We start from the raw sequence: 14,989 nt of genomic DNA, 5'->3' as shown, positions 1-14,989 counted from the left end.
ACACAAATTTTATCCCTTCTTAACAGGTGCAAATTTTGCCATTACTACACGTACACCTTGTGTGGGGAATTCAATTGTCAGCTTCATACCAGCCCCTTCGCCGGCAACATTGATGACTTTACCATTGCCCCACTTGCTATGAATAGCCGTATCGCCAATATTCCAATCAGCAATCACTTCATTGCGAACGATTGGCTTTGTAACTGGTCGGCTTGTAACACTCATATGTTGCGGTACATGACGCTTAATATCATCAGGTACTTTACGCTTAGCACGCAAACCATCTACTAACTCTTCTGGAATTTCATCGATAAAACGAGATGGTAAATAGCTGCTAGTGCGTCCAAATACGGTACGCGTAGTGGCATTAGAAATATATAATTCCTTTTCAGCACGAGTAATACCTACATAAGCAAGGCGGCGTTCCTCTTCAATTTCCTCAGGGTTCATCAAGGTGCGACTATGAGGGAATAAACCTTCCTCCAAGCCACCTAAGAATACAATAGGGAATTCCAAACCTTTCGCAGCATGTAATGTCATCAATGTAACTTTAGACTCTTCTTGCTCGAAAGAATCAACATCATTTACAAGTGCTACTTGTTCCAAGAAGTCTTCCACTGTACCAGTTGGATTTGTATCTTGGAAGTCTTTAGCTACAGATAAAAGTTCACCGATATTCTCAGCGCGAGCCTGATCTTGTGGATCTGTACTCTCTTCTAATTGTGCCAAGTAACCGGTTCTATCGAGAATAGATTCTAAGATATCAAGTACCGTTTTATCTTCCATTTCAGCTACGAGAGTAAAGATAAGGATACCAAATTCCTCTAACTTTTCCTTTGTCTTACCTTTAATCGTATCTACTAGATGCAACTGTGTTAATGTCATAAACAAGGACGTGCCATTTGCGCGAGCATAATCTTGTAGTTTTGCCACTGTAGTAGCACCAATACTACGCTTAGGTACATTGATGATGCGCAATAAACTCAAATCATCGAATGGATTATATAACACGCGTAAGTAAGCTAAAACGTCCTTAATTTCTTTACGATCATAGAACTTCGTGCCCCCTACCATCGTATATGGCAGAGCCCGTTTAATCAGCGCTTCTTCAAGTACACGAGATTGAGCATTTGTACGGTACAAAATAGCCATATCACCATAAGGCACACCATGAATATCGTGCTTTTTAGCGATAGTATCGCCGATGAAAGCAGCTTCTTCATGTTCAGACTGAGCCGTAAAATGCTGAATTTTAGCCCCTTCTGTCTTATCTGTCCATAAATTTTTCTTAGGACGGCCTTCATTATTTTCAATTACCGCATTGGCTGCATCAAGAATAATCTTTGTAGAACGATAGTTTTGTTCCAACTTGATGGATGTACAGTTCGGATAATCCTTTTCAAAGTCCAAGATATTTTGAATATCTGCGCCACGCCATGCGTAAATACTTTGATCAGCATCACCTACAACGGCAATATTTTTCCAATGAGAGGCTAATAATTTAGCCAATAAATATTGAGCATGGTTCGTATCTTGATATTCGTCGATCATAACATAACGAAAACGTTTGCTATATTTATCTAACACAGCCTCATTGGACTGTAATAATTTAACAGCTACCAATAAAAGATCATCAAAATCTAGAGCATTATTCTTACGCAATTCCCGTTCATAATACTCATATACATCAGCAACCTTTTCTTGGTAAAAGTCTCTTGCTTGCTTTCTAAAATCTGAGGCAAATAACAATTTATTTTTTGCATCAGATATGGCACCAATCATAGCACCTACAGGATAGTATTTATCGTCGAGGTTTAATGCTTTTAAAGCAGCCTTAATAACAGCTTGAGAGTCAGATGTATCGTAGATTGTAAAGTTACTGTTATAACCTAAGAAGTTATCTAATTCAAAACGCAAGAATTTCGCACAGAAGCTATGAAATGTGCTGAGCCAAATGCGATTGGCTACATCACCAACAAGACCTTCTACACGGCTTTTCATCTCCTTAGCCGCTTTGTTGGTAAATGTAATCGCCAAGATTTCATATGGATTAACACCTTGAGCTAATAAATGTGCAATGCGAACGGTTAACACCTTTGTTTTACCAGATCCAGCACCAGCTAAAATCAATAAAGGGCCTTCCGTATGTTGAACGGCTTGTTGCTGCTCTTTATTTAAACCTGTTAGTAATGAATTCATCGGAACACCCCTATCGCCCTTACAAATACTATAGTTTGATAATCATATAAATAGAGAAGAAGAACGTTGCAAGCAACGTTCTTTATCTTTGTATACTACTATACTATTTCATAGCACCAAGAATTGGTGGTACGATTTGTTTTTTACGAGACATAGTATTTGGCAAGAATACACCATTGTCTTTAACTTCTTTTTCGAATGCTTTTGTTACTACAGCCTCAACATCACCACTGAATAGCAATGTAGTGCTTTCATCAAGAATATTTGTAACCATAATGTAAGATGCATCGTAGTTGTTAGCACTGCGAAGAGCTTCTAAAGCCGCTACAAGTTCCCCTTGTTTAGCCAATACATCTGTTGTATCCATAACAGAAATTTGGCCGATAGAAATTGTTTTACCTGCTTCAGAAAATTCTTTCATATCAGTACGAACAATATCATCATTAGTCAAATCAGAAATGTCTGCACCAGCTTTTAACATATCAAGGCCATAAGATTCGATGTCAACACCAGCGATTTCAGCTAATTTATGAGCCATTTCTTTATCTGTTTCTGTGCATGTTGGAGAACGGAATAATACAGTATCAGAAATGATAGCAGATAACATCAAACCAGCAATACCTTTAGGAATTTCTTGATTGTTTTCTATGTATAATTTAGTAATGATTGTATTAGAGCAACCTACTGGTTCTAAACGCATGAATACAGGACCATCAGTTTCGAAATCACCAATGCGGTGATGATCCACAACACCGCACATATTCATAGACTTGTAACCGTCAATGATTTGTTTAGATTCATTGTGGTCTGTTAGGTATAAGTTGCCACCTTCTGGAGCAAATTCTTCCCAGTTCTTAACGATTTGTGGATGTTCAAAACCAAAATGGTTCAAAATGTATGTTGTTTCTTTGTTCGCTTCACCTGCACATACTGGAGTTGCTGGTGTACCCATTTGAGTTAACAAATTAGCAAAAGAAATAGCAGAACAAATGGAATCTGTATCAGGGCTTTTATGACCTGCTACATATGTTTTTACTTCACTCATAATATACCTCTTTTATATTAATTTCACACTTAATATCGACTTACGTCAATCCGATTTTTAACTCTATTATTATATCATAAATTATATAAAAAAACACGCCACTACTAAGTAGTGGCGTGTTTTTATCATTCTACAAAATTATCTAATGTAGATGATTAGTCGTGATTTTTTTTGCGGTTTGTCAATAAACCAGGCCCAAGTGTTTCAATGATGATAAACAACATTGGAATGATAAAGATACCAAACAATGTTGCTGTTGTCATCCCTGCTACTACTGTAATACCCATAGTTGTTCTAGCACCAGAACCAGCACCAGAAGACAATGCCAATGGCAATACACCAAGGATAAACGCAAAGGATGTCATCAAGATTGGACGTAAACGAATTTTTGCAGCTTCGATAGCGGCATCAACAACGTTCATACCACGTTCGTCTACACGAATCTTAGCGTACTCGATGATTAAGATCGCATTTTTTGCGGCCAAACCAACAAGGGTCAAAAGACCGATTTGCATATAAATATCGTTAGCTAAGGAATATCTACCTGTAAAATTCAACAAGAATGGAACTAAAGAAGCTCCAATCATACCAGATGGTACAGAGAACAATACGGCAAATGGAACCTTCCAAGATTCATACAAAGCAGCCAAGATTAAGAATACAAATACTAGACCTAAACCAAGAATCATGATGGTTTGAGAACCAGCTTTCAATTCTTCACGAGATTGACCTGCCCAGTCATATGTATAACCAGCTGGTAACGTTTTAGCTGCCGCCTCTTTCAATGCATTAATAGCATCACCAGAGGAGTAACCACGTGCTTGAGAACCGCCGATTTGTACAGCCATAGCATTATCAAAACGTGTAATACTAGATGGCATACCAGTTTGTTCCTTCGTAATATAGTTAGAAACTGGAACCATAAGGCCCTTACTATTACGAACAGCTAACATATTAAGCTGATCTGCATTTTGACGATAAGCGTCTTCAGCTTGAACTACTACTTTGTAGTTTTTACCATATGTAGTAAAGTCATTGACTTGAATACTACCATAGAAACCTTGTAATGTAGTAAAAATATCTGCTAATGCCACACCATCTTGGGCCGCTTTTTCGCGGTTTACATCAAATTGTAAGGATGGTGTAGATGTATCGAAGGTAGTGTAAACAGATTGAATGGCAGGGCTCTTACGAGCTTCTGCTAAGAATTCATTAGCACGTTCCGCCATAACTTGTGGGCTATCACCAGCTTTGTTGATGATGTACATGCTAAAACCACCAGTAGTACCAAGACCAGGAATAGATGGTGGATTCAATGCAATAACTGTAGCTTCAGGAACACCTTGTGCAGCAAAGCCAAATGTTTGACCAATCATAGCATTAATGGATGTAGCTTGTGTTGTACGATACTTCCAGTCAGACATGGTTGCAAAAATTACACCAGCACTAGATTTTTGACCGCCACCTAAAAGGTCAAAGCCTGCTACAGTAAATACTTCTTGGAATAATTGTTCATCCTTAGGCTTTTCAGGATCATTTTTACCTTCCAAGAAAGATGCGATTTTTTCAAGTGTAGCCATAGTACGTTCTGATGTAGCACCAGGTGGCTCATTAACAGCAATCATGTAGTAACCACTATCCTCTGCAGGTACAAAGGATGTTGGTAAGAAGTGGAATACTAAACCTGTACCACCAGCAAAGATTAATAATGCAATAACAGTTAAGCTCAAACGATGGCTTAAACGAGCCAATTGGATACCATACCAATTGCTAAAACGCTCTAAAGCTGCATTAAATTTGTTTAACTGACGATGTACCCAGTCTTCACGTTCTTTTGGTGTGTGAGGTTTTAACATCGTAGCACATAGGGCTGGTGTCAAAACAAGAGCGACAATCGCAGAAATAACAACAGATACAGCGATTGTTAAAGCAAACTGTTTGTAAAGGATACCTGTCATACCACCCATGAAGGCAACCGGTACGAATACCGCTACCAATACAAAGGCGATACCAATTACAGGGCCTTGTACATTTTCCATCGCTTTAATAGCCGCCTCTTTAGGAGACAAACCATTATATTGTAATTCGTACTCTACCGCTTCTACTACTACGATAGCATCGTCAACTACGAGGCCGATAGCCAATACCATGGCAAATAGAGTTAATGTATTGATGGAGAAATCTAATAATACGAATGCCCCAAATGTACCAAGCAAAGATACTGGCACAGCAATCATCGGGATAATTGTAGAGCGCCAAGATTGTAAGAATACATATACTACAAAAAGAACGAGTAGCAATGCTTCTACAAAGGTATGCTCTACCTCATTAATTGAAGCACTTACGAATTTTGTATTATCTACAACTACGTTATATTGCATATCTGGTGGGAAGGATTTAGATTGTTCATCCAACACCTTCTTAACATTAGCAATTGTTTCTAATGCATTCGCATCATTTTGAAGAGAAATAGCAAAACCTGCTACCTCTTTATGAGCGGACTTAGCAATAAAGTCATAGCCTTTAGCTCCAATTTGAATGCGTGCAACATCCTTTAAATGTAACACCTTACCATTGGAACTTTTAATAGCAATGTTACCAAATTGTTCAGGTGTCACAAGACGACCTTCAATTTTGATAGGATATTGGAATGCTTGTTCCCCATTAGTAGGATTTTGACCTACTGTACCTGCTGCAGCCTGTAAGTTTTGACCCTTAATAGCTGCCGTTACTTCAGAAATAGTAACACCAAGGTTTTGCATTTTGGCAGGATCTAACCAAATGCGCATAGCATAGTCAGAACCGAACTCTTGTACAGAACCTACACCCTTAATGGCTTTAATAGCATCCATCATATAGTTGGTACTATAGTTCTTTAAGAATGTAGAATCATAAGTACCATCAGGTGAGTTCAAGGAAAATACCATAGCCATATCACCAGAAGATTTAGTAGTTGTAACACCAACTGCTTGTACCTCTGCAGGTAATTGAGCAAGTGCTGCTTGTACACGGTTTTGTGTATTAACCGTATCCATATCGGCATCTGTGCCTTGATTGAACTGAACAGTCAAAGAGTAACTACCATTACTAGAGCTACTAGATGTCATATAGTCCATATCTTGTACGCCTACGATTTGTGTTTCAATAACACTGGCTACCGTATCATTAACAACTTGAGCCGTTGCACCTGTATAGGCAGTGTTTACACGAACTGTAGGTGGAGAAATTTGTGGATATCGAGCTATCGGAAGGTTCATCATAGAAATGAGACCTACCAAGGTAATAACAATGGCTATTACAATGGCAAAGATAGGTCGATTAATAAAGAATTTCGACACGATCTAGCCCCCTTCTATTTTGTAGTTTTTAATTGTTCTTTTGAAAGCAATTTAGCATTAACCTTCACACCGTTTTTAACCTTAGTTAAGCCATCAACGATGATTGTGTCTCCAGGTGCTAAACCGGCTTTAATAATTGTATCGCTACCACTTGTACCGCCAACTTCAACACTTTTTTGTTCTACTACACCATCAGCATTTACAACATAGATAAAGTTTTTATCCATGATTTGAAGAATGGCACGACTAGGAACAAGAATAGCATCTTTAAGTTTTTGACCAGGAGAAATCACTGTAGCAAACATATTTGGCAACAACAAATGATCAGGATTTGGGAAAGATGCTTTCAACACAAGCTTACCTGTTGATTGATCAAGACTTTTTGCGGCTTGAACAATAGAACCCGGTTGATTATACGTTTCGCCATCAGCAAGTTTTAATTGAATATTTGGACCATTGGAATCATCGCCAGTTGGATTTTTCATGAAGTCAAGATATTCTTGCTCTGTCATACTAAATTCAACAAAGATAGGATCGATAGAATCAATAGTTACTAATGTTGTAGAACCTGCTTGTACAAATGTCCCCATATCGATATCATCCATACGTAATGTACCAGAATATGGTGCATATACCATTGTATCGCCATAGTTATCTTGAGCAATTTTTACGGATGCTTGGTATGCTTCATAAGCTGCCTTAGCTTGTTCTACAGTACTGCGTTGTGTATCTACACGTTGTTGCGCAATAGCATCTTGTTGAGCTAATGTTTCATAACGATTAAGGTCTACTTCAGCATTTTTATAGTTTGCATTAGCTTGAGCTGCTTGTGCTTCTGCATTAGCAAGAGTAGCTTCGTATTGACGAGAATCGATACGATATAATGGCTGGCCAGCTACAACTTGCTCCCCGCCTTTAACAAATTTTTCAACTACGTAACCAGTTACACGAGCATGTACAGCTACAGAGTTTTCTGCAACTACCGTACCAGCATAGGTTTGGTTTACCTGTGCATCACTTGCAGTAATTTTGTATGCATTGACACTCACGTCACCTGCTTGCTGTTGATTACTGCCACAACCAGCAACCATTACAGCGGATACAACGAGAGCCGCTAACATACGGGAATAACGGAACTTCATTATCTGTACTCCTTTACACGAAACTAATCATCTATGTGTCATAATTACATAAATTTCTTTATATATTTTACAGGATTATATAGATAAAGTCAATTTTTCCGATACCCCTCTACCTTTGTAGAACATAGATAAAATCTGATTAAACCCACATATATTGTATACAACAAAAATGTTAAAAACTATTGACATTTTATATTCAATATGAACTTAAATAGTTTTAGAATTATAAAACTATATATTACTAGTTTACTTTTTTTCAGTTAATACCGTATAACCATGATCCTCAACTAAGATTACTTCATTATTGTTTATCGGCACTAATGGTATCTTATCTTGATAAGTATCTAATGTTTTCTGAGCAGTCTCTTCAAATGGATATTCCCCTATATGAGGTAAAACATAATGATTAAATACATTTACACCCATATAATCATCTAATTCAGATGCTATACTTTTATCATCCATTATCTGATTATATTCAATATTTTCAGACATAATAATTGCGCCAGCAGATTCACCAATATATAATAAGCCTTCTTTGATTCTTTCATAAAGTAGGCCTATAAGATTTTTCTTTTTCAGCTCTTGTAATAGATAAAATGTGTTACCACCAGATATACAGATACATTCAGTCTTTGAAAGTTTATTCTTTAAATAATCTTCATCATATTTAGAAATATCAATAATTTCCAATTCATATCCTAAAGACTTTAACATCTCAACACCTTCATCAATATATCCAGTATATGGTTCAACATTTCCAGCAGTAGGAATAAAAATTATTTTATTTGAAACCATTTTTGAAAGATACTTTTTTGTTATACTTTTTGCTCCTGCTAAATATGACATAAGTAAAATTTCCATGTCTTATCACCTCTAAGATTCTTTATTTAAATTAATATGAAAATTTTATGTTTAATATACAAAAAACCGCCTAAGAATCTACCTAGACGGTTTTAAAACCATTTAATCGGCTGTTCTATATCAATTATAGCCGAATAATCACAAATTTATCTGTAAGCGCAGACTTATTTCTTAAAATGTACGCTTCTATTTTGGTGGAGATGAGGGGAGTCGAACCCCTGTCCAAAAGTGTTGCCATATAGACTTCTCCGAGCACAGTCTATGATTTAAGTCTCAGGTTGCTATCGCTCACAGACAAGCTACACAACCCCAGTTCATATTGTCTCGCCTAATTCATATGAACAACTAAATTAGACCAGCCTACTGTTTGACGTCCATTCACACTTGGTAGGCACAAGTATGAGGGACGTAGCTTATGCAGCTAATGCAAAATTTTCTTCTGCGTTTAAATGTTTTCCCACCGTTTAACGGCCTCATGGAACGCCGACTCGCTATCTATACCACACGCACCCCTGTCGAAACCTTTACATCCCCGTGCGTCGGTTTAATAATTATAAGCCTATTTGGTATTACTGTCAATTGTATGAAACCTTTACAGTTCAGATATATTCACTCTTCTTAGACTACTCGATTTATCTAATATAGACTAATTAACCAATCAATTTAGGATTCTTTTAATACTGTCTTTATTTAGATATATTATCTACTATCATGAGTCTAATTGCTTCAAAGCATTATGCAGTGATTGGCACACATAATCAATTTGTTCTTTATTATGAGCAGCTGTAACGGTTAAACGAATTCTACTTTCACCAACAGGAACTGTAGGCGGACGTATCGCTGTACCTATAATTCCAGCATTGTATAAATAATTTGATACTGTTAGAGTATCCTCATTACTACCGATAAGTATTGGGAAAATTGGAGTATCATTCGTAGCATATATTCCTATAGAATTTAAGCAATCTGCCATATAGTTCACATTATTTTGTAGTCGCCTTAAAACAGATGTATCAGACTCAAGAACATGTAATGCAGCCAGGGCTGCCCCTATGTCAGCAGGAGATAATGCAGTGGAGAATATAAAGCTACGACTCATATTCACAAGATAATCAATGATGGTGCTATTAGCAGCTACATAGCCGCCAACAGAACCTAACGATTTGCTCAATGTACCTAGCTGAATATCCACTTCTTTTTCAAGACCATAATAAGCAGCCGTTCCATGACCGCTACCAATGGTACCCGTCGCATGAGCATCGTCTACCATAAGTAAAGCATTATACTCACGGCTAAGCTCGTAGAGCTTATCCAATGGAGCTATATCGCCATCCATGCTAAATACACCATCTGTGACAATTAGCTTTCTTGTATTTCGTTCTACTTCTTTCAATAAATACTTTAATTCGTCTACATCACAATGGTTATAAGCCTTTACAGATCCTCTACTCAGTCTACAACCATCTATAATACTAGCATGATTTAAAGCATCGCTAAAAATAATAGTATTCTTATCTGCTATGGCAGAAATGGTTCCTACATTTGCCATGTAACCCGTATTAAATACGAGGGCTTTTTCTGTATTCTTAAATTTTGCTAGTTCTCTTTCAAGATCTGTAAACAAGGGAAATGTACCGGATACTAGACGCGATCCACCTGATCCAGTACCATATTGTTGAGCCCCTTTAATGGCCCCTTCTATTACACGTTCATCAAAAGTAAGCCCTAAATAGTTATTTGATGCCATCATCAAATATTCTTTATCATCTCTTCTAACCCGTACTGCGTCTATAGGGCAATATTCCGTTAATGTGCGCAAATTTAGGTTATTGATTTTATTATCTAATTGCTCTTGGAAGAATTTATACATACAATCACCGCTGAACAAGTACTGGTGCTTTTTCCAAATACTTGATTACACAGTCCACATCAGTATTTGTTTTAACAAAAAATACACGCCCTCCTAGATTAGATCCAAATTCTTTCATGCTAGGAATTCGATGGTAAATATCATTGCAAGCCACATAGCCTACTGTGTAATCAGGATCATCAGACCAACATAATTCACCTACAATCCCTTCAGCAGATTGTACTTTAGAGGCCAATACTAAGGCCTCTCTCATATGTTCATTATCCCCTAGTTTTTCAGAATCAAAGGAGTCCATATGACTCACGCGAACACCACGGTTACCAGAATCTATGCGCTCACCAGAAATTGCGTCAACCAACATAGCACCTCGCATAGATGAATCTAAACCTTCTAATAGATAAATAGCATGTTTAACAGCAGTTTCACTAATATCAGCGCCCTGTAAAAGTTCAACAGCTAATTGATGCGCCTCAGCAACAGTATTAGCAAAATGTTCATTTACTTTTAAGCATTCTATATATGTAATTGTTTCTGAAGGAATCAAGTCCACTGTAATATTGATAAAATCAGCTGTCCCCTTACTATGATGTAGTGCTCGTTCGGCTAAAGACTGAGCGATAGCTCCAACTTGATTTAAGGTCACAATGCGTTCTGCGCCAGAAATATGGTGGCCCCCGTTTTCATGGGGACCACCTTGAGCCGCGCGCATACGCACACTATATAATTCGTCCATTATGATACCTTACCTTTAACTACATTACTTTGAGGTACTTGGTTGTGAATTTTATGGAATACTTTCACAAATACTGGTGCCATAATTACTGTAAAGATCATACCTGGAACTGCGAGAGCTATCATCGGTAATGCAGCCTTACCAACGTATAAAGACAAGGATAATCGCGCTAAAGCAGATGCAATTGGACCAGAAACCATAATACCTATCATGTGATTATGGCAAATCCAAAGGATTAGTCCCACAATGAGCCGGAATTGCATAGCAATCATAACATTTAAAATAGTTTGAGTACCTAATGCTAAGCCTATTAGACTAGATAAACAACCACTTATAATATACTTTTTAAATCCGAATACGGCACATATCGCTACCGCCAACGGGGCTGATAGTTGAAACTCTATACCTGGAATGACATTAGGTATTTTAATAGCCCCTAATACAGTAATCATGGCAGTTAAAATAGCAACCTCTGTAATGTACCGAATGTTCTGATTCATAATATATCTCCTCTACTTAGAAAATGTCAACTACAAACACCTCTTATTGTTTACATTATAAATTCTCACTGTATTTTTATCAACCACTAAAAATAATATAGTTAACAAATATATAAAAAAGAACCAAGCCATATCGACTTGATTCCTTATGACTCTTAATATTTTTGTTGTTCTTTGATTCGCTTAGCAATATCGCGCTTGGCATCACGTTCCGCCATATCTTGACGCTTGTCATAAAGTTTCTTACCAGTTACTAGACCTACAGTAACCTTTACATAACCGTGACTGAAATGAAAGTTTAGCGGCACTAAAGAAAATCCTTTTTCCTTAACTTGAGCATGTAACTTATTGATTTCAGATTTATGCATCAACAACTTGCGTGTCCGCTCCGGTTCATGGTTAAAACGATTACCTTGTTCATACGGACTGATATGTACACCATACAATAAAATTTCCCCTTTATCTATACGACAAAAGCTGTCCTTAAGATTAAGCTTACCTTGACGAATAGACTTTATTTCAGTTCCTGTTAAAGCAATACCAGCTTCATAGGTTTCATGAATATGAAAATCATGACGCGCCTTACGATTGTCAGCAATAAGCGATGGGCTAGATTTCTTTGCCATATTCTCCTCTATCGTTTACGTTTACTTTTAGATTTTTTAGATTGACTACGTTTTGTAGCTTTATTTGACTTCTTGCGACTCGATTTACCTTTTTTAGATTTTTTACTGAAAGCATCATATCTAGAACGCCCAGCTTTTGAATCATCTCGTTTAGAAGTTTTTCTACCGTTTTTTCGGGATGACTTTCGCCCCTTTAGATTTCCAAAACCATCACGACTAGTAGCATGGTCAGAGCCACTACTCAATTGTTCTTGGATAGCCATCAGATTATCTACTTCACCAAGAACAAAATCGATTTGTTTCTTTTCTACATCGGCTTTTACAAGTGTAACAGTAACCTTTTCACCTAAGTGATAGGTTTTACCTGTCCGCTTACCAACAAGAACAAAATGTTCTTCGTCAAAGAAATAATAATCGTCGTTCATCATGCTAATATGCACGAGACCGTCGATACCATTCTCTAACTCTACGAACATGCCAAAGGAGGTTATGCTCGCAATAGTGCCTTCAAAAACTTCACCTACAAATGGAACCATGTATTGAGTCTTCTTTAGATCCGTAGTTTCTCGTTCTGCCTCGGTTGCCACTTGTTCTTGTATGGAAGAATGTTCCACAGCACCAGCTAAGAAAGCTTCATCTACATCTCGTTTAGAGTATCCACCCTTCCAGTGCATATCCGCTTTTAAAAGTCGATGTACCATCAAATCCGGATAACGTCTAATGGGAGATGTAAAATGCGTATAGCAAGTGGATGCTAACCCAAAATGGCCGACGTTTTCAATGCTATATTTCGCTTGCTGCATAGAACGTAAGGTCATAATTTGAGCCACTTGCTCGATATCTTGTCCCTTCACTACATCAAGGATTTTTTGGAAATCTCGTGGTGTTACACCATCAGCACTAAGGACAAGAGTTTGACCTAAATAATGTAATACCTTTTGGAATAAATCCAATTTTTCTTCACTAGGATGTTCATGAATACGATATACCGATGTACGTTGAGTATCCTTTAAATGCGTAGCTACCGTCTCATTAGCAATGAGCATACATTCTTCGATAAGCCGCTCTGCCATAGTTCGATCGCGTTTTACGATACGCAACGGTGTACCATCGAGATCAAGTAATACCTTATATTCCGAAAAATCAAAGTCTAATGCCCCTCTACGACGACGCATACGATTTAAAATCTTAGAAATTTCTGCTAAGTCACGAAGCATAGGAATAAAATCTACTAAATCGTCAGGAACAATATTTTCCTCTAACGCTTTATAAACTTCTTTATAGCTGCAACGACGTCCTACATGGATAATAGACGGACGAATACGATAATTAACAACTGTACCTGAATCATCAATTTCCATCATACACGTCATAGCATAGCGATCTTCATGGGCATTTAAACTACAAATACCATTCGATAATACCTCTGGTAACATTGGTACTACGCGGTCCACTAAGTAAACTGAAGTCCCCCGCTTGTATGCTTCATTATCAATAGGCTGGCCTGAAGTAACATAATGACTAACATCCGCAATGTGTACGCCTAGCTCATAATTACCATTTGGTAATTTACGACCACTTACAGCATCGTCAAGATCTTTTGCATCTTCTCCATCGATAGTTACCATTTGTAAGTCTCTAAGATCCCACCGCTTCGGATCTTCATGAACAATAGTATCTATCTTCTCACTTGCCTCAATTACCTCTTTAGGGAATGCAAAAGGAATCTTATGATTAGCCATAATACAGTTAATGTCTAGGCCTACATCCCCCTTATAGCCTAAAATTTCTGTTATAATTCCTTCAGGTTTTTTATTGCCTTCAGGCCATTTTGTAATTTTTACTAGTACCTTAGCTCCACTCCGAGCATCTAAAGTATCTTTTAAATCTACAAAAATATCTGTTCCAATACGTTCATCATCTGGTACAACAAAGCCGAAGTGTTGTTGTCTGTCGTAAGTACCAACTATGGTTTCATTAGCACGCTCAATAACATCAACGATGATGCCTTCACGTTTATGCTTTGTATAATCTGATGGTACAATACGAACACGTACCTTATCATTATGCATAGTAGTTCCTTTATTTTGTTCTGCTACATAAATATCTTCATCATTTAGCATAATAACAAATCCATAAGATTTACGATATCCTTTGTAGATACCTTCATATTCTTCATGCTGTTGATCTTCATATCGGTATACATCTGGTCGAGATGAAGTTAATACGCCTTCACGGGCGAGCATTTTCGCAGATCGAATAAACATTTCAAGATCTTTGCCACCTCGAATACGATTATCCATTGCTGCATCCTCAATATGGTATGCATGTGGTTGTATAGATTTATAAAAGTCCAATACCTTCTTCTTCAAATCTGCACCCCCTTATTAGGATGAAAAAAGAAAAAGCCTGCAAAGCAGGCTTTCATCATTAGAATTGATTAATCATTGCCCCTAACACTAAGCTCAACACAGCAAAGATAATCCCCAATATAATCGTACATTTAGATAAGAAAGCATCTAAACCGCGTTGCTTACCACCAAAAGAAGAGTCTGCCGCACCAGAAACAGCACCGCCCATGCCTGCATTTTTGCTATTTTGTGCAACAACTACTACAATTAATAAAATAGATACGATTACTTCTACAATCATTAAGAAATTTGTCACGACTG

General features: G+C 37.4%; 11 protein-coding genes and 1 other RNA gene. All 12 read right to left on the bottom strand.

Annotated elements, in window-relative coordinates; all coding sequences use genetic code 11:
* Positions 1 to 9: 9 nt before the first annotated feature.
* Positions 10 to 2,199, bottom strand: a complete 2,190-nt coding sequence (pcrA, locus tag AAAT26_RS01945) for a DNA helicase PcrA (protein WP_077708462.1) — start codon at positions 2,197 to 2,199, stop codon at positions 10 to 12.
* A gap of 103 nt (positions 2,200 to 2,302) precedes the next feature.
* Complete coding sequence (locus AAAT26_RS01940) at positions 2,303 to 3,244, bottom strand: manganese-dependent inorganic pyrophosphatase (RefSeq protein ID WP_077708463.1); 942 nt, start codon at positions 3,242 to 3,244, stop codon at positions 2,303 to 2,305.
* Positions 3,245 to 3,399: 155 nt separating this feature from the next.
* Complete coding sequence (locus tag AAAT26_RS01935; protein WP_077708464.1) at positions 3,400 to 6,582, bottom strand: efflux RND transporter permease subunit; 3,183 nt, start codon at positions 6,580 to 6,582, stop codon at positions 3,400 to 3,402.
* Between the two features lie 14 nt (positions 6,583 to 6,596).
* A complete protein-coding gene (locus tag AAAT26_RS01930) occupies positions 6,597 to 7,724 on the bottom strand; it encodes an efflux RND transporter periplasmic adaptor subunit (protein ID WP_077708465.1) in 1,128 nt (375 codons plus the stop codon).
* Positions 7,725 to 7,970: 246 nt separating this feature from the next.
* Complete coding sequence (locus AAAT26_RS01925; RefSeq protein WP_123137912.1) at positions 7,971 to 8,588, bottom strand: Type 1 glutamine amidotransferase-like domain-containing protein; 618 nt, start codon at positions 8,586 to 8,588, stop codon at positions 7,971 to 7,973.
* 192 nt (positions 8,589 to 8,780) lie between these two features.
* Positions 8,781 to 9,122: a transfer-messenger RNA gene (gene ssrA / locus AAAT26_RS01920) on the bottom strand.
* Positions 9,123 to 9,297: 175 nt separating this feature from the next.
* Positions 9,298 to 10,458, bottom strand: a complete 1,161-nt coding sequence (gene bioF / locus AAAT26_RS01915; RefSeq protein WP_101928321.1) for an 8-amino-7-oxononanoate synthase — start codon at positions 10,456 to 10,458, stop codon at positions 9,298 to 9,300.
* 4 nt (positions 10,459 to 10,462) lie between these two features.
* A complete protein-coding gene (locus AAAT26_RS01910) occupies positions 10,463 to 11,191 on the bottom strand; it encodes a 6-carboxyhexanoate--CoA ligase (RefSeq protein WP_101928322.1) in 729 nt (242 codons plus the stop codon).
* Complete coding sequence (locus tag AAAT26_RS01905; protein ID WP_101928323.1) at positions 11,191 to 11,691, bottom strand: hypothetical protein; 501 nt, start codon at positions 11,689 to 11,691, stop codon at positions 11,191 to 11,193. Before AAAT26_RS01905 ends, AAAT26_RS01910 begins: the two co-directional genes overlap by 1 nt.
* A 155-nt stretch (positions 11,692 to 11,846) precedes the next feature.
* Positions 11,847 to 12,317 (bottom strand): SsrA-binding protein SmpB, encoded by a 471-nt coding sequence (gene smpB, locus AAAT26_RS01900; RefSeq protein WP_004695987.1) that lies wholly within the window; start codon positions 12,315 to 12,317, stop codon positions 11,847 to 11,849.
* A gap of 8 nt (positions 12,318 to 12,325) precedes the next feature.
* The gene (gene rnr / locus AAAT26_RS01895; RefSeq protein ID WP_123137911.1) at positions 12,326 to 14,689 is read right to left on the bottom strand and encodes a ribonuclease R; all 2,364 of its coding nucleotides are present in this window, start codon (positions 14,687 to 14,689) and stop codon (positions 12,326 to 12,328) included.
* A 58-nt stretch (positions 14,690 to 14,747) separates the two neighbouring features.
* Complete coding sequence (gene secG, locus AAAT26_RS01890; protein WP_004695991.1) at positions 14,748 to 14,984, bottom strand: preprotein translocase subunit SecG; 237 nt, start codon at positions 14,982 to 14,984, stop codon at positions 14,748 to 14,750.
* Positions 14,985 to 14,989: the final 5 nt, after the last annotated feature.

The sequence above is a fragment of the Veillonella parvula genome (assembly GCF_040094895.1).
Classification (GTDB): Bacteria; Bacillota; Negativicutes; order Veillonellales; family Veillonellaceae; genus Veillonella; species Veillonella parvula_L.
The sequence above is the reverse complement of the archived record's forward strand: the minus strand, read 5'-3'. Positions and strand labels throughout refer to the sequence as shown.